The organism is Microbispora sp. NPDC049125, from assembly GCF_040802045.1.
In the GTDB taxonomy this organism is placed as follows: Bacteria; Actinomycetota; Actinomycetes; order Streptosporangiales; family Streptosporangiaceae; genus Microbispora.
In genome coordinates, this window is the sequence record NZ_JBEZDW010000005.1 from 1 (window position 1) to 21082 (window position 21082).

25 protein-coding genes are annotated in these 21082 nt (G+C 69.6%); 10 read left to right on the forward strand and 15 right to left on the reverse strand.

Features of this window, described 5'->3' with window-relative positions:
* The first annotated feature begins 271 nt into the window (after positions 1 to 271).
* Entirely contained in the window at positions 272 to 1453 is a 1182-nt protein-coding gene (locus AB0B72_RS07580) for a lectin (RefSeq protein ID WP_367737625.1), read from the forward strand.
* A gap of 149 nt (positions 1454 to 1602) precedes the next feature.
* On the opposite strand, the gene AB0B72_RS07585 is transcribed toward AB0B72_RS07580, so the two are convergent.
* Both AB0B72_RS07585 and AB0B72_RS07590 read right to left on the reverse strand, forming a co-directional pair.
* On the reverse strand, positions 1603 to 1800 hold the full coding sequence (locus tag AB0B72_RS07585; RefSeq protein ID WP_367737626.1) for a hypothetical protein: 198 nt from the start codon (positions 1798 to 1800) through the stop codon (positions 1603 to 1605).
* A 97-nt stretch (positions 1801 to 1897) separates the two neighbouring features.
* A complete protein-coding gene (locus AB0B72_RS07590) occupies positions 1898 to 2869 on the reverse strand; it encodes a LysR family transcriptional regulator (protein ID WP_367737627.1) in 972 nt (323 codons plus the stop codon).
* A gap of 395 nt (positions 2870 to 3264) precedes the next feature.
* Between AB0B72_RS07590 and AB0B72_RS07595 the strand changes: the two genes are divergently transcribed.
* Together AB0B72_RS07595 and AB0B72_RS07600 are read left to right on the forward strand one after the other, a co-directional pair.
* A complete protein-coding gene (locus AB0B72_RS07595; protein WP_367737628.1) occupies positions 3265 to 4677 on the forward strand; it encodes a sensor histidine kinase in 1413 nt (470 codons plus the stop codon).
* Between the two features lie 370 nt (positions 4678 to 5047).
* Positions 5048 to 6061, forward strand: coding sequence for a LacI family DNA-binding transcriptional regulator (locus AB0B72_RS07600; RefSeq protein WP_367737629.1), 1014 nt, complete (start codon positions 5048 to 5050; stop codon positions 6059 to 6061).
* A 19-nt stretch (positions 6062 to 6080) separates the two neighbouring features.
* On the opposite strand, the gene AB0B72_RS07605 is transcribed toward AB0B72_RS07600, so the two are convergent.
* On the reverse strand, positions 6081 to 6785 hold the full coding sequence (locus AB0B72_RS07605) for a helix-turn-helix transcriptional regulator (RefSeq protein ID WP_367737630.1): 705 nt from the start codon (positions 6783 to 6785) through the stop codon (positions 6081 to 6083).
* A 184-nt stretch (positions 6786 to 6969) separates the two neighbouring features.
* Here AB0B72_RS07605 and AB0B72_RS07610 point away from each other — a divergent pair, with 184 nt between their 5' ends.
* The gene (locus AB0B72_RS07610; protein ID WP_367737631.1) at positions 6970 to 8226 is read left to right on the forward strand and encodes an NAD(P)/FAD-dependent oxidoreductase; all 1257 of its coding nucleotides are present in this window, start codon (positions 6970 to 6972) and stop codon (positions 8224 to 8226) included.
* Between the two features lie 532 nt (positions 8227 to 8758).
* On the opposite strand, the gene AB0B72_RS07615 is transcribed toward AB0B72_RS07610, so the two are convergent.
* The 6 genes from AB0B72_RS07615 to AB0B72_RS07640 all read right to left on the reverse strand — a co-directional run bounded on the left by AB0B72_RS07615 (position 8759) and on the right by AB0B72_RS07640 (position 12214).
* Positions 8759 to 9187, reverse strand: a complete 429-nt coding sequence (locus tag AB0B72_RS07615) for a VOC family protein (protein ID WP_367737633.1) — start codon at positions 9185 to 9187, stop codon at positions 8759 to 8761.
* Positions 9188 to 9196: 9 nt separating this feature from the next.
* Complete coding sequence (locus AB0B72_RS07620; RefSeq protein WP_367737635.1) at positions 9197 to 9676, reverse strand: helix-turn-helix domain-containing protein; 480 nt, start codon at positions 9674 to 9676, stop codon at positions 9197 to 9199.
* Between the two features lie 94 nt (positions 9677 to 9770).
* Entirely contained in the window at positions 9771 to 10007 is a 237-nt protein-coding gene (locus AB0B72_RS07625; protein ID WP_367737637.1) for a hypothetical protein, read from the reverse strand.
* Positions 10008 to 10177: 170 nt separating this feature from the next.
* Positions 10178 to 10471: a Sec-independent protein translocase subunit TatA gene (gene tatA, locus AB0B72_RS07630; RefSeq protein WP_367737639.1), complete on the reverse strand. Its 294-nt coding sequence runs from the start codon at positions 10469 to 10471 to the stop codon at positions 10178 to 10180.
* A gap of 204 nt (positions 10472 to 10675) precedes the next feature.
* On the reverse strand, positions 10676 to 11533 hold the full coding sequence (locus AB0B72_RS07635) for an alpha/beta fold hydrolase (protein ID WP_367737641.1): 858 nt from the start codon (positions 11531 to 11533) through the stop codon (positions 10676 to 10678).
* A 120-nt stretch (positions 11534 to 11653) separates the two neighbouring features.
* Positions 11654 to 12214: a cysteine hydrolase family protein gene (locus AB0B72_RS07640; protein WP_367737643.1), complete on the reverse strand. Its 561-nt coding sequence runs from the start codon at positions 12212 to 12214 to the stop codon at positions 11654 to 11656.
* 314 nt (positions 12215 to 12528) lie between these two features.
* On the opposite strand from AB0B72_RS07640, the gene AB0B72_RS07645 reads away from it, so the two are divergent.
* Positions 12529 to 13074, forward strand: a complete 546-nt coding sequence (locus AB0B72_RS07645; protein WP_367737645.1) for an SMI1/KNR4 family protein — start codon at positions 12529 to 12531, stop codon at positions 13072 to 13074.
* An 89-nt stretch (positions 13075 to 13163) separates the two neighbouring features.
* Here the strand turns inward: AB0B72_RS07645 and AB0B72_RS07650 are convergent, their stop codons facing one another.
* The 3 genes from AB0B72_RS07650 to AB0B72_RS07660 form a co-directional block, all read right to left on the reverse strand.
* On the reverse strand, positions 13164 to 14342 hold the full coding sequence (locus tag AB0B72_RS07650; RefSeq protein WP_367737647.1) for a GDSL-type esterase/lipase family protein: 1179 nt from the start codon (positions 14340 to 14342) through the stop codon (positions 13164 to 13166).
* A 52-nt stretch (positions 14343 to 14394) separates the two neighbouring features.
* A complete protein-coding gene (locus AB0B72_RS07655; protein WP_367737649.1) occupies positions 14395 to 14964 on the reverse strand; it encodes a TetR/AcrR family transcriptional regulator in 570 nt (189 codons plus the stop codon).
* Positions 14965 to 15027: 63 nt separating this feature from the next.
* Entirely contained in the window at positions 15028 to 15534 is a 507-nt protein-coding gene (locus tag AB0B72_RS07660) for a MarR family winged helix-turn-helix transcriptional regulator (protein WP_367737651.1), read from the reverse strand.
* 69 nt (positions 15535 to 15603) lie between these two features.
* On the opposite strand from AB0B72_RS07660, the gene AB0B72_RS07665 reads away from it, so the two are divergent.
* The gene (locus tag AB0B72_RS07665; protein WP_367737652.1) at positions 15604 to 16140 is read left to right on the forward strand and encodes a cupin domain-containing protein; all 537 of its coding nucleotides are present in this window, start codon (positions 15604 to 15606) and stop codon (positions 16138 to 16140) included.
* 193 nt (positions 16141 to 16333) lie between these two features.
* Here AB0B72_RS07665 and AB0B72_RS07670 read toward each other — a convergent pair whose 3' ends face one another.
* Entirely contained in the window at positions 16334 to 16948 is a 615-nt protein-coding gene (locus AB0B72_RS07670) for a TetR/AcrR family transcriptional regulator (protein WP_367737653.1), read from the reverse strand.
* A gap of 103 nt (positions 16949 to 17051) precedes the next feature.
* Here AB0B72_RS07670 and AB0B72_RS07675 point away from each other — a divergent pair, with 103 nt between their 5' ends.
* A complete protein-coding gene (locus tag AB0B72_RS07675; protein WP_367737654.1) occupies positions 17052 to 17606 on the forward strand; it encodes a hypothetical protein in 555 nt (184 codons plus the stop codon).
* A 42-nt stretch (positions 17607 to 17648) separates the two neighbouring features.
* Here AB0B72_RS07675 and AB0B72_RS07680 read toward each other — a convergent pair whose 3' ends face one another.
* Together AB0B72_RS07680 and AB0B72_RS07685 are read right to left on the reverse strand one after the other, a co-directional pair.
* Positions 17649 to 18338 carry a siderophore-interacting protein gene (locus tag AB0B72_RS07680; RefSeq protein WP_367737659.1) on the reverse strand — a complete coding sequence of 230 codons (690 nt, stop codon included), beginning with the start codon at positions 18336 to 18338 and terminating at the stop codon, positions 17649 to 17651.
* Positions 18332 to 19084, reverse strand: a complete 753-nt coding sequence (locus tag AB0B72_RS07685) for an MBL fold metallo-hydrolase (protein WP_367737661.1) — start codon at positions 19082 to 19084, stop codon at positions 18332 to 18334. The genes AB0B72_RS07680 and AB0B72_RS07685 overlap by 7 nt, the downstream gene beginning before the upstream one ends.
* 27 nt (positions 19085 to 19111) lie before the next feature.
* On the opposite strand from AB0B72_RS07685, the gene AB0B72_RS07690 reads away from it, so the two are divergent.
* The 3 genes from AB0B72_RS07690 (at position 19112) to AB0B72_RS07700 (ending at position 20996) form a co-directional block, all read left to right on the forward strand.
* Positions 19112 to 19570, forward strand: coding sequence for a MerR family transcriptional regulator (locus AB0B72_RS07690; RefSeq protein WP_367737663.1), 459 nt, complete (start codon positions 19112 to 19114; stop codon positions 19568 to 19570).
* Between the two features lie 414 nt (positions 19571 to 19984).
* Positions 19985 to 20794 (forward strand): BTAD domain-containing putative transcriptional regulator, encoded by an 810-nt coding sequence (locus AB0B72_RS07695; RefSeq protein WP_367737665.1) that lies wholly within the window; start codon positions 19985 to 19987, stop codon positions 20792 to 20794.
* A gap of 25 nt (positions 20795 to 20819) precedes the next feature.
* The gene (locus AB0B72_RS07700) at positions 20820 to 20996 is read left to right on the forward strand and encodes a hypothetical protein (protein ID WP_367737667.1); all 177 of its coding nucleotides are present in this window, start codon (positions 20820 to 20822) and stop codon (positions 20994 to 20996) included.
* The last annotated feature ends 86 nt before the right edge of the window (positions 20997 to 21082 follow it).

Below are 21082 nucleotides of genomic sequence, written 5' to 3' on the forward strand. Positions count from 1 at the left end.
GGGCCCCCACCCGCCCCCCGCCGACCCCCCCCCCCGGGCGGCCCCGCGCTATAATCACCCGACCCTAAACCGGGGCCCCCCGGGCGCCCCCGCCCACCCCGCCCCCCCCGCCGGCGTTTCTTGGCATGGGCAGCAGGGGCAGGGGTGGACGCCGTCCGCCAACTGAAATTTTCAGCGCTGGTCAGGCGTCGGCGCTGGCCAGGCGGCCGGGCCCGGGCCTGGCCGCGCCGTGCCATGTCGCTCGTCTTCGCGGCGTGCCTATGGTCCACCCATGAAGATGCGAATGATCACGGCGAGCCTCGCCATGCTCGGCTCGGTCGCCGCGTCGCTCGTCGTCGGTCAGGCGGCGCATGCGGACACGACGATCTGCGAGAAGTACGGCGCGACCACCATCCAGGGTGGCAAGTACGTCGTCATCAACAACAACTGGGGTGACGACACTCAGCAGTGCATCAACGTCACGAGCACCGGATTCCGGGTGACGCAGGCATCGCACAACAGGCCGCAGAACGGCGCGCCCGGCTCCTACCCCGCGGTCTACGCCGGCTGTCACTACGCGAACTGCTCCAACGGCAGCGGCCTGCCGCTCCAGGCGAGCAACAGCCAGTTCAACACCGTGCAGACCAGCGTCAGCATGTCCTACCCCGGCTCCGGCGTGTACGACGCGGCGTACGACATCTGGTTCGACCCCACCCCGCGCAGGGACGGGCAGAACACCGGCGCGGAGATCATGGTGTGGCTGAACCACACCGGGTCGGTCCAGCCGGTCGGCTCCCGGGTCGGCACGGTCAACCTCGCCGGCGGCACCTGGGACGTCTGGTTCGGCAACGTCGGGTGGAACGTCATCTCCTACGTCCGCACCTCCTCGACGAGCTCCATCAACTTCGCCGTGCGCACCTTCTATGACGACGTCGTGAACAGGGGCTACGGCCAGCGCTCGTGGTACCTCACCAGCGTCCAGGCCGGGTTCGAGCCCTGGGTCGGCGGCACCGGGCTGGCAGTGAACAACTTCTCCTACAGCATCGGCGGCACGGTCCCGAACCCCACCCCGTCGCCCACTCTCGGTACGGGGGGCGCGATCCGTGGTGTGGGGTCGGGGCGGTGCCTGGACGTGACCGGCGGCTCGGCGACGAACGGCGCGCAGGCGCAGATCTGGGACTGCAACGGGCAGGCCAACCAGCAGTGGACTCCGACCGGCTCCGGTGAGCTGCGGGTCTTCGGCAACAAGTGCCTTGACGTCAACGGCCGGGGCACCGCCGACGGCACCACCGTGATCATCTGGGACTGCAGCGGCCAGAACAACCAGCAGTGGCGCTTCAACTCCGACGGCACGATCACCGCCGTCGGCGCGAACAAGTGCCTGGACGTGCCGAACAACGCCACGGCCAACGGCACAAAGCTCGCCATCTGGACCTGCAACGGCGGAAGCAACCAGCGCTGGACCCGCGGCTAGACACCCTCGAAACACCGGAAACCCTCGCCGGCTGACCGACCCCGGCGAGGGTTTCCCCTTTTCAACTCGGAGGCTCTCCAAGGGACGGGCTTCGAAGGGGCCGAGGCCACCTTTTCCACGAGTGAGCCGCCCGCACCGGCGCCGTGGCGTCAGCTTTTCGGGCCGAAACCGTGGCGGATCTCACCCTTGCGGTTGCAGCGCGGGCAGGGGCGGAACTGTTTGGAGAAGAAGGTCGCCCGCAGCACTCCGGAGCCCTTGCACTTCGGGCACTTGGACAGGTAGTTGCGCGCGTAGTCGGCCGCCACGTACACGAGGAACACCAGTGCGGCGACCATCAGGGGATTCATGCCGATCTCCGTTCCGGGCCGGATGGGGCCTCCTTGCCTGTGACAACGAGAAATCGGCTCGTAACGTTACGTTCTCGGTGGCGGGCATGCCGAATGCCTATAGCCCTTGCGAAGTGCCGGCCGATCTGGTTTCCGTGGGACCGGAGAGGTCGGTGGGCGGGATGGGGTCGCACGCCTCTCCGAGGGTGTGGCGGCTCGCGTATCGGCTGACGAACTGGCGGAAGCAGCGGGCGGCGGTGGTCGCCGTACGTCCGGAGTCCCAGGCCAGCCCTACCGGCCGGAAGACGCCGCTGTCGGCGACCGGTATCTGCCGGACCCCGGCGGGCGGCGGCGTGCGGTCACCGGCCGGCAGCAGCGAGATGCCGAGCCCGGAGGCGACGAGGCTCTTGACGGTCGTGATGTCGTTGGCCTCTGCGACCACGGCGGGCGTGATGCCGGCGCGGCGCCAGATCGCCCGGGCGACCTGCCGCAATCCCGTGGAGCAGCGCATGGTGATGACCCGCTCGCCCGCCAGCTCCGCGAGGTGCACGGAGGTACGGCCGGCCAGCGGGCTGTCGGCGGGGACCACGAGTTCGAGCCGCTCGTCGCAGATGGGCAGCCAGTCGATCCGGTGGTCGGCCGGACGGGGGCTGATGACGATCATCTCCACCGTGCCGTCCATCAGCCGTGCCAGCGTGTCCTCGATCGTGTCCTGGAGCAGGGTGAAGCGGGCACCGGGGCATTCGCGCCGGTAGGCCCCGAGAAGCTCGGGGACCAGCCAGGTTCCGAGAGAGTGGGCGAACCCCAGAACGAGGGTCTCCGGCGGCGACGCCACGAGCGCGGTGATGTGGTCCTGGGCGACGTCCAGCTCGTCCAGGGCGCGCTGGGCGTGCAGGCGGAAGACCCGCCCGTACTCGTTGAGCCGCAGCCGCTGGTTGTCCCGGTCGAAAAGGGGGGTGCCCACGCGCTTCTCCAGTCGGCGCAGGGCACGAGAGAGCGTCGGCTGGGTGATGTGCAGCCGGTCGGCCGCCCTGGTGACGTGCTCGGTCTCCGCGAGAACGAGAAACCACTGCAGCTCGTCAATGGTCACGAAACCATTATGCGCCTGGTGCATGAAGGCGGTGGGATATGGTTATTTCCCTTTTTCGGCCATGTTGGTTAATGCTGTGCTGTGACCGGAAGACCGGGAGGGCGGCCGGATGGGGGGCCGCTCCCTTCTCGCTGACGCCGCCGCCTGGAAGCTCCCCGGCGACAACGCGATCTACGGCACGTCAAGAGTGGCGACGTGATGGCCGGGCACCTGGGGATGATCGCCGGCTTCGCGTTCGATCGGGTCCTGGTCGGCCGTCACAACGGGGGCCCTTTCCCGCACGACACCGCGTCGTGCGGCTTACGTCGCGAGTGACTGGAGGCTCAACGCGCGGATAGCCTGCATACAGTATGCCGTTTCGATGCAGGGAGATCGAAGTATGAGGAGGACGTGCTGTGAGCTGGGAGTCAGCATGTACGGCCCGGTTGTGGCGGCTGCTGCCTGATGTGCGCCCCCGATCGATCCGCGGACGTCTGACCGTTCTCGTCACGCTTCTCGCCCTGCTTCTCCTTCTCCCTGCCGGCTTGGCGGAGGGGCAGGTGGGGCGGCAGGCCGTCGCGGACGCTCTGTGGCGGGAGGACCGGGAGGAGGCCGCGCTCCTGGCGGCGACCCTGCGCGGCGGACATCCGGCCGAGCCGATCGTTCCGCGTTTCGCCGGCGTCGACCTCGTCGAGGTGGTGGCGCCCGGCCATCACGTGGTCGAGACGTCCAGGGACGCGCACGGGATGCCGCCTCTCACCTCGGTGTGGCCGGCGCCGGGCGATCCGGAGGAGGACGTGCAGACCTGCGCCGTCACGCACGTGGGGTGCGTCCGGCTCTCGGCGCTCAGAGTCCAGACGGCGGCGAACTCCGCGGTGATCTACGCGGGCCAGGCGGTGGCCGGTCTCACCCCGACGCAGATCTTCGCTGAGCTCTTCGGCATCGAGAACGCGATTCTGACGGTCCTGGCCGCGTGGGCGACCTGGATCATCACCGGGCGCACGCTGAGGCCCGTGGAGGTCATCCGCACCGAGCTCGCCTCCATCAACGTCAACGACCTGAGCAGCCGGGTCCCCGAGCCGCGGGGCCGGGACGAGATCGCCCGGCTCGCCCGGACGGTCAACGGCACCCTGAGCCGCATCGAGGAGGCCAAGCGGCGTAGCGACCAGGCACTCGACCGGCAGCGGCAGTTCGTCGCCGACGCCTCGCACGAGCTGCGAACCCCTCTCGCGGGTCTGCGGGCGCAACTGGAGGAGAGCCAGCTGCACCCGGAGGAGACCGACCTGCCCGCTCTGCTCGATTCCGCGCTGGCCGACGCCGACCGGCTGCAGGCGATCATGACCGACCTGCTCCTGCTGGCCCGGGTCGGATGCGACCAGGGCGGCGAACGCACGATCGTGCGACTGTCGGAGCTGGTGCCGAAGGAGATCTCCCGGCGGGACGACCGGTTCCCCGTGCACGTGCGGGTGGAGGAGGACCTGACGATCATGGCGGTCCGCAGCCAGATCGTCCGCGTGCTCATGAACCTGATCGACAACGCGCAGCGTCACACCAGGACGACGGTGGAGGTGGAGGTGCGGCGTGCCGGGGCCTTCGCCGAGGTGTCCGTGGCCGACGACGGAGCGGGCATCTCCAGCGCCGACCGTGAACGGATCTTCGAGCGGTTCACCCGGCTGGACGCCGCCCGCAGCCGGGACCGCGGTGGCACCGGCCTCGGCCTGGCCATCGCACGTGAGATAGCCCACACCCACCAGGGGACGCTTGAGGTCGGGGAGTCGTCCAGCGGTGGCGCCCTGTTCGTCCTCCATATCCCTCTTGCCCCGCTCTAGCCGTTGTGGTGGTGACGGTGACCCCGCGCCCTCGCGGGACCACCCACCGCTTCTCCAAGTCGTCGTACGCCCCCTGTGTGGCCTGGGCCGATGCCTCCTCCGGAGGCGCGATCGAGGTTACGATCAGCGGGACGGCGGCGAACACGCGGCGGGCAACCCCTGGCATCCGGTGGATCGCTGACCGCTCCTCACACGGAGCTTGTTTGAACTTTCGGCTGCCCTCCGAATATTTCGCGACAGTGCGCGTAGGTAAAAAGCGCGTAACGCGACGGTGTCTCAGAGCCGCTGCGCGAAAGTCGCAGATGAACTGGCGGACATGGCAGCTCAGAGGCTTTATGACGGGCCGAAAGTTTCAGATATGCTGCGAGACATGTCAGGCAAGGTGCGGGTGACGATCGCCCATATCGCCAAAGAGGCAGGCGTCTCCGCTCCCACCGTTTCAAAGGTGATCAATGGGCGGCCGGAGGTCGCGCCGGAGACCCGGCGGCGGGTCGAGCGGCTGCTGCACGAGCATGGGTATACCCGCCGCGCCGCCGGCCCGGACGGCTCCGCCGGCCTGATCGATCTGGTCTTCGCCGAGCTGGAGAGCCCCTGGGCGATGGAGCTGGTACGCGGGGTGGAGAGCGTCGCCGGGGAGGCCGGCGCCAGTGTCGTGATCACCGTGCTGCACAGTCACGCCGAGCCCGGCCGTGACTGGCTGGACCGCCTGGCCGCCCGGCGTACCGACGGGGTGATCCTCGTCGGCTCCCGGCTCTCCTCCCGGCAGTACGGCCAGCTCGGCGCGCGCTCCATCCCCTTCGTCGTCGTGGATCCCGAGGGAGAGCCCCCCGGCGACGCGTCCTCGGTGGGCGCGACGAACTGGCACGGAGGCCTGGCGGCCACCCGCCATCTGCTCGATCTCGGTCACCGGCGCATCGGCATGATCACCGGACCGGCGGGCATGCTGTGCAGCCGGGCCCGCGTCGACGGTTACCGGGCGGCCCTGGAGACCATGGGCGTCGAGGTCGATCCCGCGCTCATCCGGCAGGGAGACTTCCTGGTCGGCTCCGGCCGGGAGCAGGGTCACGCCCTCCTGTCGCTCGACGACCCGCCCACGGGCATCTTCGGCGGCAGCGATCTGCAGGCGTTCGGCGTCCTGGAGGCCGCCCGGCGGCTCGGCCTGCGTGTCCCCGACGACCTCAGCGTGGTCGGGTTCGACGACCTGCCTCTGGCCAGGTCGGCATGGCCGCCGCTGACCACGGTCCACCAGCCGCTGCAGGAGATGGCCGCCCTCGCCGCCCGCATGGTGCTCGGCGTGTCCGGAGGGGACACGCGGGAGCCGCGCAGGGTGGAGCTCGCCACCGACCTCGTCGTACGCGAGAGCACGAGCGCGCCGCGGACGTAGGCGCGGCCGGCTCCGGCGACTAGGTCGTCGTTCTGCTGACGCGCACGCAGCATCGGCCGGGGGAGGGGTCGAGCGCCGCGCGCAGCCCTGTCGCGTCCAGGCCGTCCAGCAGCCCGTTGACGAGGTCGAGGTTCATGCCGCAGGTCAGAGCGGTGTACGTCTCGGCAAGGTTGTGAAACGGACAGTTGGCCATGGTCAGGCCGTCGGCGGTGACGCGCGGCTCGTAGCCGTTCCCCGCCAGCACCTCGCCGGCCACCCCGAGCGGATCGGAGTGATCCGGGCGCTCCCCAAGGTCGCGTGGCGCCTGCTCCGCCATGGCGCGGCCGGTCGCCGTGGCGGTGTCGCGCAGGGCGTCGGCGATGTGGATGTCGCCGCGCCGCGCCCGGGTGACGGCCTCGGCCATGATGTGGGCGGCCAGGTCGTAACGCCGTTCGGGCAGGCTCACCACGATGTCCCGGTGGGCGCGGCGGTAGCGCTTGGCCGGGCGGCCGGCGCCGGGCCCCCGCCGGCCGGGCGCCCTGCTGTACTCCACGTCGAGCAGACCGGTCTCCACGAGCTTGTCGAGATGGAACTTGGCCGCGTGGTGGGCCACCCCGACCCCGCTCGCCGCCTGCTCCCGTCCCACCGGTCCGTCCTGGGCGACCACGTAGTCGTACAGAGCGCGGCGGATCGGCTCGGCCAGGGCGGCGACTCCGGCCACGCGGGCCTCGAAGTCCTCCGGCATCGCTCTCCTGTCTCGGCGCTCCCGCGCCAGGTCTTTCTATCGGACACCTTAGTTGACGTAATGCCGTCGCGCCTTCTAGCGTCTGCGTCAGTGTCCGTTACAGATGGAGGCCCCGCTTCGCCCTCGCCGCCCCCGGACACGCGTGGCCCCCGCTAACCCGACCCCGTCCAGCGAGGAGCTCATCATGAGTGATCAACGCGTCTTCGTCATCGTCGGAGCAGGTCTCACCGGGGCCAAGGCGGCCGAGGGCCTGCGAGAAGCGGGCTTCACCGGGCGGGTCGTGCTGATCGGCGAGGAGGCCGAGCCGCCGTACGAGCGCCCGCCGCTGTCCAAGGGCTATCTGCTCGGCAACCAGCCGCGCGACAAGGCTTACGTGCACGAGCCGGCCTGGTACGCCGAGCACGACATCGAGCTGCTTCTCGGGGTGCGGGCCACCGGCCTCGACCCGGCCGGCCACACGCTGACTCTCGACCGGCACGAGCCCCTGCGTTACGACAAGCTGCTCCTGGCCACCGGCTCGCGGGTTCGCCGGCTCGACGTGCCCGGCGGCGAGCTGGACGGGGTGCGCTACCTGCGCACCCTGCCCGACGCCGACGCGCTCATCGAGCGCCTGCCGCACGCGGGCCGCGTCGTCGTGGTCGGCGCCGGCTGGATCGGCCTGGAGACCGCGGCGGCCGCCCGCTCCCGCGGCTGCGAGGTGACCGTGGTGGAGCTGGACAGCGCGCCGCTCCGCCGGGTGCTCGGCGACGACATGGCCGCCGTCTTCGCCGGCCTGCACGAGGCGCACGGGGTGGAGTTCCGGTTCGGCGCCGGCGTGCGGGAGTTCCGGGGCGACGGCGGACGGCTGACCTCGGTGGCGCTCACCGACGGCACCGAGCTGCCGGCCGACCTGGCGATCGTCGGCGTCGGCATCACACCGGCCACAGAGCTGGCCGAGGCGGCCGGGCTGGCCGTCGACGACGGCGTCGCCGTCGACGCCGCGCTGCGCACCAGCGACCCGGACATCTTCGCCGCCGGTGACGTGGCCGCCGTCGCGCACCCGCTGCTCGGCCGGCGGGTCCGGGTCGAGCACTGGTCCAACGCCCTCAACGGGGGCACGGCGGCGGCCCGTTCGATGCTGGGCGAACCGGTGGTCTACGACCGGATCCCCTATTTCTTCACCGACCAGTACGACCTGGGCATGGAGTACTCCGGCTGGGTCCCGGCGGACGGGTACGACGAGGTGGTGCGCCGCGGTGACGCCTCCGTGGCGGAGGGCAAGGCACCGGAGTTCGTGGCCTTCTGGGTCAGCGAAGGGCGGGTGCTGGCCGGGATGAACGTGAACGTCTGGGACGTGACGGAGGGGATCCAGGCGCGAGTCCGAGCCGGGCACAGCGGCACGACCGTCGACCTCGCCAAGCTGGCCGACCAGAGCGTGCCGCTCGACGAGGTCGAGACCTGAGACAGCCGGGACGGCGCCGCCGCAGGAGCCGGCAGGGGCCACGCCCGTCTAAGGCAGCTCCCGGCGCACCAGGGCCCGGGCGTACGGCTCCCCGGTGGTGCGGGCGTACGCCATCCGCGCGCGTACCTCCCTGAGCGTGCGCGGGCGGTAGCCGGGACCGCCGCAACAACTCCTGTGGAAGCGGACGCCCGCGTGCAGCAGCACCGCGAGCGTCCGCCAGGCCGCGGTGTCCCGCCGGCGCGGTGCCGCGAAGGCCGAGCCCACATGGACGAGCGGCTCGGCGCAGCGCGGGCAGAGCCGGTCCTGTCCCGGGCCGGGCCAGGGCTGCTTGTACGAGGCTCGGCAGGGCAAGCAGACGAAGGACGTCTTCCCAGTGGCCATGCCGCCAGGCTAGGGCCCGTCGCCGGTCGAGGTCGACAGGATTTCACCCGGGCCGGCCCCGGCCCGGGCCTCGTGCGCCCCTTCATCCCGGGCTCCGGCGGCACGTCTCACCTGGGGCCTCACGACCCTCTCAGGCCTGGGCCCGGCGACGTCAGGCGAAGCTCTCCGGGGTGAACTCCCTGGGCTCGACGAGGACCAGCCAGTTGCCGGAGTCGTCGCGCATGACCGCCTCGACGCCGTACGGCCGGTCCGAGGGCTCCTGCAGGAAGGTCACGCCCTTGGCGCTCAGCTCCTCGTAGGTCTTGCGACAGTCGTCGACGCTCAGCCCGATGCCGCCCATGCCGCCCTTCTCAAGCTGGCGGCGGATGAAGTCCGCGGCGTCGGCGTCGAGCGGAGGCCCGGGGGTCATCAAGGTGAGTTCGAGCTCAGGCTGGCTCGGGTGGGACACGGTCACCCACCGGAAGCCCTCCCCCATGGTGATGTCGGTGCGGGGCGTGAAGCCCAGGATGTCGACGTAGAAGTCCCGTGCCCTGTCCTGGTCGAGGCAGTAGACGGTGATGAGTGAGACGTTCGTGATCATGTGAATACCCTAAGTGGCGCTGGTCGGCCGGCGCTTCCCTGAGATTGCGCGGGTCGGGTCATTCTCGGTAGGCCCCACGGTACCCCCGAGGTCCAGCACGCCTCTCATGAACAGGTAGCACCCCGGGACGTGCGGGCCGCCGCGGGCGGCCCACCGGTCGCGATAGGCGGTCGGACTCTCGCCCACCAGTTGCGTGAACCGCGACGAGAACGACCCGAGGCTGGCGAATCCCACCATCATGCAGATCTCGGTCACCGTCAGGTTGGCGGAGCGAAGCAGGTCTTGAGCCCGCTCGATCCGGCGCCGGGTGAGGTAGCGGATCGGCGTCTCACCGTATGCCGCCTCGAAGCTGCGGACGAAGTGGAACTTGGAGATTCCCGCCACGCTCGCGAGCCGGTCGAGATCCAGGCTCATCTCATAATGACGATCGATATGATCACGCGCCCGGCGCACATGAGGAAGCATCTCCAAGGTCACGGCCCGGGTCATCGTCCCTCTCACGCCGTGAGGATAGACGTTTGGACAGACATTTCCCTGGGGGACGATTCGCCGCCGGTCCGCCGTGCCCGTGCATGGAGGCGGGTCATATCGCGAAGCGCCGCTGCTCGCCGGAGAAGTGCGTGCGGGCCGTCTCCTCCTGAGTCTCGGCGGCGGGGTCGGCCCCGGCCGTGCTTGCCGGTTGGCCGGCGGAGGCGGTCCGGTCTGAGCCGGCGGCCCGATGGTTGAGCAGGACAGCGCCGAGAATCGCCACCCAGAGCAGGACGCCGCTGGCGACGAGGAGCAACATCTGCCCCAGGTTGGGGGCCAAGTCGTAGAACATGGCAGGCTCTTCTCTTCTCCGGCATCGCCCGGCAAGAAGGCTGAGACGCACTCCACCGGACCCTGGACTCCATGATGCGCAGCGATTCCCGCTGGGCACGAGGTCGCGGTTTACCCCGGACTGCTTACCCTGGGTGCCGTAGGGCCCCCCTGAGACCTCGGCGGGTCCGGCTATGGGCCGTCCGTGGGGCCGTGCTCCGGCCGAGTGGTGCCGGGCGCGGCTCTGAGCCGGGCGTTCTCCTCTTCGAGCGCGCGCAGTCGCTCCTCAACGCTGAGGGGGACAGCTGTGATCGGCGTTCGCACGCCGGGAGCGTCGTCCTCGTCGTGGAGCTTGGCGGTCTCCTTCTTCAGGATCCGCAGCGACTGCCCGAGGGCCTTGGCGGTGTCCGGAAGCTTCTTGGCTCCGAACAGCAGCACGAGCACCACGGCCACGATCATCCAGTGCACAGGGCTGAGTGAACCCATGACGGCGGGCCCCCTTCTGGTCGTCGTTTTGCCTGGTGACAGGCTATGCCTCCACTTCCGATGCGCCGGACTTCCGCCGTGCCGGCGGCCCTTGGGGGCGTGTCAGGGCTTACTGCCGGCCGTGCGGAAGAGCGCCAGGGTCAGCGGGACAGCGCCACGGGCTGGGACAGGTCGAGGGCGGCGGCCACTGCCGCTCGCCCTCGGTCAGGCGCCCGGCCCGGCGGACTCGAGAAACGTGCCGACGGTCTGGGCGAAAAGGGCCGGATCGTCAAGCCAGGGGAAGTGGCCGCCGCCCGGCTGCACGCGCGACTCCGCCTTGGGGAAGAGCTTCGCGATGACGGCCGCGACGCGGGGAAGCGGGCCGCTGTCCAGCTCGCCGGCGAGGATCAGGACCGGCGCGCTCAGCTCGGCGATGGCCGCGCGAGTGGCGGCAGGGGCGAAGGCGCCGGAAGACGCGTAGATCTCGGCGGCATCGTCATTCGTCTGCTCGACCTCGGATGCGGCGTGCGCCTGGGCGGCCGCGTCCCAGCGGCCGTAGAAGAAGGGGGCGACGACGTCCCAGTCGGCGTCGCTCGCGGTGCCGGCCCAGACTCTTCCGTACGCGTCGCGGGCGGCCTCGAACCAGGGCTCGTCCGCACGCAGGGCGGCCGCCTCCCGGCGGTGCTCCTCGGTGAAGTCGACACCGAGAGCGCGGGCACGGGCGGTGATCAAGGTGAGGGAGCGGATGCGCCCGGGATGCCGTGCCGCGTAGAGAATGGCCAGATCGCCGCCCGCCGAGTGGGCGAGCACGTCGACGTGGTCAAGCCCGAGATGACGGCGCAGGGCCTCGACGTCGGCGACCTGCCGGTCGCAGCGGTACGTGGCCGGGTCGGCGGGGACGCCGGAGTCGCCGGTGCCACGCAGGTCGAGCATGATCAGCCGGCGTCGCGCGGACAGCCCGCCGAGGTCGCCGAGGTAGGCGGAGGCGCGCATAGGCCCACCGGGCAGGCAGAGCAGCGGCTCGCCCTGACCCGCGACGTGGTAGGCCAGCTCAGTGCCATCGGTGGTCGTGAAGGTAGGCATCGCTCAATCCTGGTGATCGCCGGACGACAGCGGCAAACGGTTTACAGCCGGATGGGTGACGCGGCACCGAACCCCGGGCCCCGGGTGAGCCGGACGGGCCGGCGACCGTCACCGGCGGGCTCAGGGCGTGCCGCCGAAGTCGACGTCCTTGGTCTCGGACGTCCCCGCCGTCCGCCCCGGCGCCGTGTGGTTGCTCCAGTACAGGTTCGTGTGTGCGATGACCTTGTCCGGCGGCGGCGCCCCCCACTCCGTCAGGTCCTCGGTCGTGTGGGCGTCACTGACAAGGGTCGCGTCGTACCCCCTGACGATCGCGCCGTGGAGCGTCGAGCGGATGCACTCATCGGTCTGCGCGCCGACGACGACGAGCCGCCCCGCACCGAGCCCCGACAGCACCGCCTCAAGGGTGGTGTCCTCGAAGGAGTCGCTGTAGTTCTTCTCGACGAGCGGCTCGGCCTCTCCCGGAGTCAGCTCGGGGACGATCCGCCAGTCGTCGCTTCCTCGCACAAGGTGCTCGTCGGAATGCTGCACCCAGACGACGGGAACCCCTTCCCGCCGCGCCTTCTCGACAAGGCCGCCGATGTTCGCGACGACCGTGTCACGCTGATGAGCGCCCTCGACGACGCCGTTCTGCACGTCGATGACGACGAGTGCGGTGTTCGGCCGGCTCTGGAGTGTGGTCATGATCTCCCTTTGCTCACGCTGGGCTCCTGTGCCCACTCACGTTAGACACCCCCACCGACAACACGGCTTCTTGAGCTCGCAGCGGTCCCCGTCACAGTGCTCAGGGCGCGTCGGCACGCGAGAATGACCCCCGGGTCCGCCTCCCAAGGTCGTACCGGCTTCTGTTACGGAGTTGCGCACGCCGCCTCCTTCGGCGCCGGAGTCACCACCCAGGCGGACCCGCCGAGGCCTGGGGGATCGCGCGTCGCCGGACTCCTCCCGCCCCCGACCTGGAAGTCTTTCAAGTTGACGCCATCTGAGCTGGGAGAACGGTTGTGGAAGATCTAGAAGAGTTGATTCGGCGGGTATCGGCGAAGGCGCTTTCGGCCGAAGGGCGGTTGTCCCCTGCTTTGGGGACGGAGGAGTTGGTTCAGGCAGAGAAGCAACTGGGCTTCCCGCTTCCTCCGGTGCTTGCCCGGCTTTACCACGAGGTGGCCAACGGCGGGTTCGGCCCCGATTACCAGCTCTTTCCGCTTCTGGGAGAGGGACGTACCGCGGTGAGCGTCTATCGTGAGGAACGCTCGATGTCGCTGTCCTGTGATGCGGCCTTCTGGCCCGAGAGGGTCTTGCCGATCCTCGACTGGGGCTGCGGCATGTACGCCGCGGTGGACTGCCAGAGCTCCGATGGTGTCGTGTTGCTGTTCGAGCCGAACGCGATCGACAACGACGACTGGCACCTCGCCTGGTTCGTCGACTCCACAAGCCTGATCGATTGGCTGGAAACCTGGTTGTCAGGTGGGGGCTGGTATGAGGACGCCGACGGCGGCGGTGACATGCAGCCATGGGAGATGGCCAGGGCACGCTTGTCGGGAACGCGCTGAGGCAGCTCCTTTGACTGGGCGGTGACCGCTGAGGATCGCCGCGAGACGCGGTGGCCCGGCGGTCGGCGCACGACCGCTCGGCCGGCGAATCAGCCGGACTCGGTGGCGAATGGGCCGCCGTCGCCGAACGCGTGGCGCGCGAAGTTCTCGCCGATGCGGCGGTGTCCCGCGGAGTCGGGGTGGAGCCCGTCGGGCAGCGGAAGTTCGGCGTAGTCCGTCTCGCCGTAAAGCTCACGGCCGTCGAGGTAGTGAAGGTTCGGGTCGTCAGCCGCACGCCGGTCGACGATCCGGGCGAGTTCGTCGCGGATGACGTTGAGCGTCAGGCGCCCGGCGGCGCGTTCGGCCGGGTCGCCCGTGGCCTTGAACCGCAAGGTCCTGCCGTCGAAGTCGGGCGCGAGGGGGCCGGGGGTGTCCTCCTGGACCGGGCACAGGATGGGGGACACGACCAGCAGCGGCGTGGTCGGATGCCCCTCGCGGATGGTGTCGAGGAAGCCGTGGACTGCCGGGGTGAAGGCGCGCAGGCGCATCGCGTCGGTGTTGACGATATTGATGCCGATCTTGAGGCTGATCAGGTCGGCGGGGGCGTCCCGCATCGCACGGGCGGTGAACGCGTCCAGCAGCGCGCTGCCGCCGAACCCCAGGTTGACCAGCTCCACTCCGCCGTGGGCGGCTGCCAGGGCCGGCCAGATGGCGGTCGGGTGGGCGGCGTTCGAGCCGTGGCTGATGGAACTGCCGTGGTGCAGCCACACCCTCCGTCCGTTGTCCCTCGCCGCTTCGACCGGGGCATCGGTCCGCAAGGCGATGAGCTCGGTGATCTCCGTATGCGGAAGCCAGATCTCGACGTCCTTGTCACCCGCCGGCAGATCGGTGAACCGGGCGGTGCCGGCAGGCCCCTCACGCAGTTCGGCGGACTGGGTGACCATGTCGGTGATCGTGCGGACGTTGCCGCCGGGCACGGTGGCCTGGGCGGCGAGACGGCCGTCGGCCAGCAGGTCGTACACGCCGTCCGGCGGGGCGGGGAAACCCCGGTAGACCCGCTTGGTGGGCAACGTGTCCAACTCGATCGTGGTGGCCCGGGTGCGGAAGGCCAACCGCACGCCGGAGGGCTGCGCCTCGGCTACGGCCAGCTGGTCGTCGGGGATCTGCCGGCGCGCCCGAGCGGGCAGCCGATGCGGCAGCAGGCCGTGCGCGGTCGTTTCCACGTCGAGGAAACCGCGCAGCATGTCCGCGGTCACAGGGGTGGTGATCCAGTCGTGCTCAGTGTTCATTGCCTCAGCCTGTTGATCGACATTGTTCGGATGCGGCGCGGCCGCCTGCCGGTCAGGATGTGGTCCAGCTCCGCAACAGGGCGTCGAGGGAGTCCACGATCCAGGACCAGGACTCCCGCGGGTCGACGGCGGTGTGGTCGAAGCCTCCGGCCATCTCCAGGCTGATGTAGCCGTGGAAGACGCTGCCCAGCATCCGTACCGCGTGTGTCTGGTCGGGCTCCGCCAGGTCGTAGCCGCGCAGGATCGCCCGCGTCATCTGTGCGTGCCTGACGCCGGCGCTGGCGGCCGCCGTCTCGGGGTCGAGCCTGAGCTGGGTGGCGGCGTAGCGGCCGGGATGCTCCCGGGCGTAGTCACGGTAGACGTTCGCGAAGGCGGCCAGGGCGTCCTTTCCCGCGCGCCCGGCCAGGGCGGCGGCGACCCGGCCGGCGAGCTCCTCCAGGGCGAACAGGGCGATCCTGGTCTTGAGGTCCTGGGAGTTCTTCAGGTGCGAGTACAGACTCGCGACCTTGACGTCGAACCGCCGGGCGATCGCCGAGACGGTCACCTGGTCGAAGCCCACCTCATCGGCCAGCTCCGCTCCCGCCCTGGTCAGTCGTTCCGTGGTCAGCCCCGCTCGAACCATAACCCTATTCCTCTCCGGCGACACCAATTATGCATTTACCTAACATCTTTAGGCAAATGGCGATCAGTGGATCTGGTCCGGTGTGCTGGGTATAGCGCCGAGGAGGGCGCGCAGGGCGCGGTCGAGGCTCTGGCGGTCCTCGTCCGACAGGCCGGACAGGATATGGCTGAGTTTGGGTGCGTACTCGGTGACGGCGGCGTCGACGACGTTCCGGCCGTGCTCGGTCATGCTGATCTGAAAGCTGCGCCGGTCCGCCGGGTCGAGGTGGCGCTCCACAAGCCCCGCCGCCTCCAGCCGGTCTATCCGGTTGGTCATTCCCGCGCGCGACATCATCAGTACGGCTGACAGCTCGGAGGGAATCAAGATGTGCGGTGGACCGGAGCGCCGCAGTGCGGCCAGAACGTCGAACTCACCGCCGCGCAGACCATGGCGAGCGAGCACCTCCGCCACTATCGCGGTCACCTGGGCGGCCACCTGGCTCAGCCGGGCGAATGTCGCCATCGCCGACAGATCCAGATCGGGCCGCTGCTCGCGCCACTGATCGACAATCCGGTCGACTGCGTCACCCATCGGTCTAGTATATTCGGCAGCAGATAGTTAGACCTCTAACTATCAACGATCGAATCACTTGGAGACGATGTGACTGACTTCCCCGTGGTGGTGGCCCGCGCGACCGAGGCCGAGACCCTTGGCGCCGCGCCCAACACCACTCGACTGCTGGTCGACGCGGACCGGACCGGCGGCACCCTGAATGCCGTCCGCACCACATTGGGCCCCCATGTCGACGGGCCCCCACCGCACTTCCACCGCGCGTCTCCCGAGACCTTCTTCATGATCAATGGCGCGCTGCAGGTCCTCGTCGGCGACCGGGTGGTCGTCATTGGTCAGGGAGACGTGCTCGTCGTTCCGCCCGACACCGTCCACGCGTGGGGAACGCTGCCCGACGCCGGCGCGGACGTGCTCATCGTCAAGGCGCCGGGCACCAGCAGATTCGACTACTTCCGGCTTGCCGACCGCATCCGCACGGGCCAGGCAAGCCCGCAGGAGATCCTGGACACCCAGGAACGGTTCGACAACCACTTCACCCACAGTGCGATCTGGCGGCAGACCAGGACCGAAAGCCTCGGGGGCGCGGGCACCCCGCTCCTTGCGTTCCCCTCGGACGGCCGGACCTGAGCGACGCGGGACATCCTCGCCGCGCCGCTGCCGGCGGCTGTGACGTGAATGGTCATGCCGGGTGCCCCTTGTCGCCGTGGGCCGTGCCGTCCCGGCCGCTGTGCGCGTACGGGAACGGTCACGTCTCCTGAGGAGATCGGCTCCTGAGGAGATCGGCGGGGAGCGAAGTGTGACATCGCAGGGAACGTAGCGCTCAGGCGGTTCCGGCCCTGGGGTGAGGAGCCGTGGAACGGGCGCGGAACTGAAGGAGTCCCTCGACTCCTTCGAGGAACGTCTCGCAGACCGCTGCCGGGTCGGTCAGGCAGCCCGCTGCCATGGCGCCGTCTCGCAGCATGACGAAATGCCGGCCTGCGGGCTCGGGCTGCGTCTCTCCGGTCTGCGCGAGCAAGTCGATGATGGTGCGCAGGAACCACTGACGGTGCGCGAGGACGGCTCTGTGCACGGGATGCTCGGGGTCTGGATACTCCGCCACGGCGTTGAGGAAGGCGCATCCGCGAAACCCGGGTGACCCGATGTCCTCGGCGATCGACCTGGCGATGGCTCGTACGATGTCGGCCGCAGGTCGGCCGCTGCCGAGGGCTTCGCCGGCACGGTCGCTGATCGCCTGGTCGGCTGCTCGCAGATACGCGACGACGAGTTCGTCCTTGCTGGGGAAGTGCCGGTACAACGTCGCGCGGGTCACCTTCGCCTCCGCGACGATCCGATCGATCCCCACAGAGTGGAGCCCTTCCGCGTAGAAGAGCCGGGTGGCGGTTCCGAGCAGCCGTGATCGCGCTTCGGACACCTGACCTCGAGTGTTCTGCACCATTGCGGAGAGCGTAGCAGATAGAACGTTCGGTCTTGACATGCCAGGCGACGTGCTGCCACTGTGGCAGCGATACCGAACGTTCTATCTCTCGAAAGGACTTCCTGTGAGCACTGTCACCGCGTCTCCCGCCGCCGTCGCCCCCTCTCTGCGACGGTTGTATTTCGTCCGATTCGGATTCGCGATCGTCTGGGCCGGTCTGCTGATCGCGACCGCGTCGAGCCTCGGGCCGATCAGCGTCACCCTGCTGGTGCTCTACCCCTTGTTCGACGGGGTCGCCGCTGTCGTCGACGCCCGCTCGTCGAAAGCGGCGGGCCCGGCGCTGAGCCTGTACGTGAACATCGCGATCAGCTGGGGCACCGCCATCGGCCTGGCCTTCGCCGCCTCGTCCGGCATCCCGGCGGTGCTGCGTGTGTGGGGCGCCTGGGCCGTCGTGTCCGGTCTCATCCAGCTCGCCGTCGGTGTGATCCGCCGCAACATGGCCGGTCACTGGCCGATGATCATCAGCGGAGCCGTCTCCACGGTCGCCGGGACGTCGTTCGTCCTGCAAGCCGCCCAGCAAGGCGCGTCGCTGGTCAACCTCGCCGGCTACGCCACGCTCGGCGGCCTGTTCTTCCTCGCCTCGGCGCTGCGCCTCGGCCGCGTCACCTCAGGGCTCTGACAACCGGCGCGAACGAGCGGTGAGAGGCGGCGGCGTTGGGTGTCAGTCCATGCCCCGCCGTCCCGGCGCCCAGAACGGTTTCACCACGACGTCCCGGCGCGACCAGCCGCGATTGTCCACCAGGTGGCCCCGCACGGCCTGGCAGGTGCGCGCCTCACCGGCGACGTAGGCCACACCCGGCTCGTCGGGCAGGTCCAGCGAGCGAACCGCGTCCAGCAGCTCATCCGGCCGGTAGATCCATGTCAACCGATCATCTCGATCGAGGGGGAGCCGATCGCCCGGCCCGTCGGCCAAGATCACGCCGTGCACGGCGGCCGACGACGGCAGCGCGCGTATCATCGCGCCGAACGCGGCGGCCGCGGTCTCGTCTCCGGCGAACAGGTGATACGGCGCGCCCTCGCGCAGCGCGAATCTGCCCTCCGGCCCCATGAAAGCGATCGCGTCACCGATACGCGCCTGGCGTGACCACAACGCCCCCGGCCCCGCCTCGGGGTGGTCGAGTACGCAGATGTCGAGATGGCCCTCCGGCGAGTAATCCCAGATCGAGTAGGTGCGCAGCAGGCCACGCAGCCACGAGCGGGGTTGCCGGGGGTCGCCGACCCGCAGCCGGATGTGCGTGCCGGGCACCCAGCTCAGCTCGCGCAGTTGAGTGCCGGAGATGCGGACGCGACGCATGCGCTCGGCGATCGGCTCGATCTGCGTGACCGTCCCGTGTCGGAACAGGTTCAGCACGGCAACTCCCATCGCATACCGGTCGGCAAGTTTGTCACGAGCAGGTCCGGACCGGCCAGCCGTGCCGCGTCCGAGGCGGTGCCGTCGGTGCGGAACAGTCGCGAGAGCGGGTCGTGCCCGTGGGCGTCGTGCACCGGGACCAGCACCCGCGCGCCGAGCACGGACGACCCGGCGACGGCCTGCCCCGGGCCCATCACCAAGCGCGGGCCGGACAGCGGGCGCAGCCCGTTGACCGGCAGCAGAGCGAGATCCACCGGCGGTTGCTCAGCCCGGTACCGCTCCAATGGCGTGACCTCGGCGATCTCACCGCCGAAGAACACGCGGCCGCCTGCCGCGGCGAACGCGTAAGCGTTGTTGGGCCAGGCCAGAGTCCGCCCCGCGGGCACCACCCGCATGGACACACCAGGGGCGATGGCGCGGGTTTGCCCCCATCGCACGGGCTCGGCGCGGGTGAAGCCCAGCGTCCGGGCGCGGCGGGCCATGCCCAAGGTGGGTACGTACAGCGGTGTCGTGTCCTTGGCGGGCAGAGCGCGCAACCCGCGCAGGTCCCAGTGGTTGGTGGCGGGATTGGTGACGACGACGGCGGCGAGCGGGGGCAGCTCGGAGATTCGCAGCCCCAGTGGCTCTCCACGGCGCAACCACCACCGTTCGGTGAACCAGGGGTCGGTGAGGACGGCGTGGCCGTCCAGCTCCAGCAGCACGCAGGAGTTGACCACGCGGGTGACAGCGATCGATGCCTTGATCATGCCGTCAGCGTGCTGGTTAATGTACACATGAAGTCAAGCGAGGAACTGGCCATCGGTGAGCTGGCACAACGGTTCGGATTGGCCACGCATGTCCTCCGGCACTGGGAGAGCATGCGCCTGCTGGAGCCCGCGCGGCGGGCGGGCGGTCAGCGTTCCTACGGGTGGGCGGACCTGGAGCGCGTGGCGCTGATCCTGATGGGCAAGGAAGCCGGTTTCACGCTGGGCGAGTTGCGTGCGCTGCTGTCCACCTCCAGCCCGATGGACCACCGGGACCTGCTGCGCCGTCACGTCGAAGAGCTTGAGCAGCGCATCTCACAGGCGCGAGCGGCCAAGGAGTTGATCGAACACGCGCTCGCCTGCCCGTACAGCTTCGCCGAGTGCCGGCATGCTCGCGACCAGATCGCGGCCCGGATTCCGCCCGCGCCCGATCAGGTCCCGAACGGCACAGTGGTTGGTGACACCGCTGACAGGCGGGACAGCGTCTGACGCCGCCTCAGGCCGCAGGATAGGGCGACGTCCCACATGGCGGCGGTCATCCTGTCGCAGGAGCGGCGCCCTCCCGCAAGCCCAAGAGCGCTGTCGCGGTCGTGCGATCCAGCCTCGTTCCGCGAACCGTCGAAGACGGCCGCTGCGCAGGATGAAAAGCGCTCAATAGTTTCGTCTTCTCAGAAGTGACAATACGCTAACGGGTCTCTGTTTGCCTCGGTCAGGGTTACCTGCTCAGCTTCAAGGCGCATTCGGAAAGACACTCTCCGCCCCGGCGAGAATTAACCGCGAGCCGGACACCTCGGCTTAACGGCAACTTAACGACATAACGTGACGCCCGTCGCCGATTTATGGTTAGACTCGAAACCTGCCGAACAGGAACAGCTCGCTACAGTCGTCCCGAGAGGCTCTCGAATGGACTTCTGCCTGCTGGGGCCGGTTGAGGCCCTCTGCGGTAGCCTGAAAATACCAGTCGGACCACCCAAGCAACAGGCCGTCCTGGCAGCGCTCCTGATCGACGCCGGTCAGGTGGTGACGATGGATGAATTGATAGACCGGGTATGGAACGGCACCCCTCCCGACAAGGCGCGAGCGAATATTTACGCCTACGTCACACAATTGAGAAGAGTTATCCACGAAGCGTCGGACGGACAGCCGGGACCGCTCGCCCGGGTGGGCGGCGGATATCTGCTCGACGTGGATCCCCATCGGGTCGACGTCCATCGATTCCTGCTGCTGGCGGCCGAACGCGTGCCGTCCGAGAGTGACACGGACGTGGTCCGGCGGCTGAGGTCGTGCCTGGACCTCTGGCGCGGGCGCCCGCTCGGCGGCCTCGACGGCGACTGGGCGTGCCGTGTGCGCGCCTGGCTGGAACATCAGCAAAGCCAGGCCGTCGTCATGCTGGCCGAGGCCCACCTGCGCCTGGGTGAGGCCCAGGAGGCGGTCCGGGTGCTCAACCGGGCGAGCCTGGCTCATCCCCTGAACGAGCGCCTGGCGGCCGAGTTGATCCACGCGCATCTCGCGGCCGGGCAGCGCGTCGAGGCGCTGCGGACCTACACCGCGACCCGGCAGCGCCTGGTCCGCGAACTCGGCGTCGAGCCGGGGACGGAGCTGCGCCGCCTGCACCAGACCGTGCTGGCGGAACAGACTCCCACCAGGGCCGGCACGATGCCGCTTGCGCGCCCGCGGCACGGACATGCGCTGGCGTGCAGCGCCCGGAAGTGACTCGCTCTCTCTTGATCTTCAATGCGTGATGTCGAAGTCGGAGCGCTTCGGCGCCGGCTCGGCTTCGCCGGCCGCCCGGGCCTGGCCCACCCATGAGCGCGGCGTCTCCCGGCTGATGTCCAGATTCCGGGCCATCGAGGCGATCGTCCGGATGGAGGCGGGGGCGTTCTCGCGGCCGTTCTCGGCCCGCGTACGCGCCTGACCTGGAGACCAAGATTGCCTCAAGGTTCCCATCCAGCAGGATCACCCAGGATGGCTGACTGCACCGACGGTCCAGCCCACTATCTG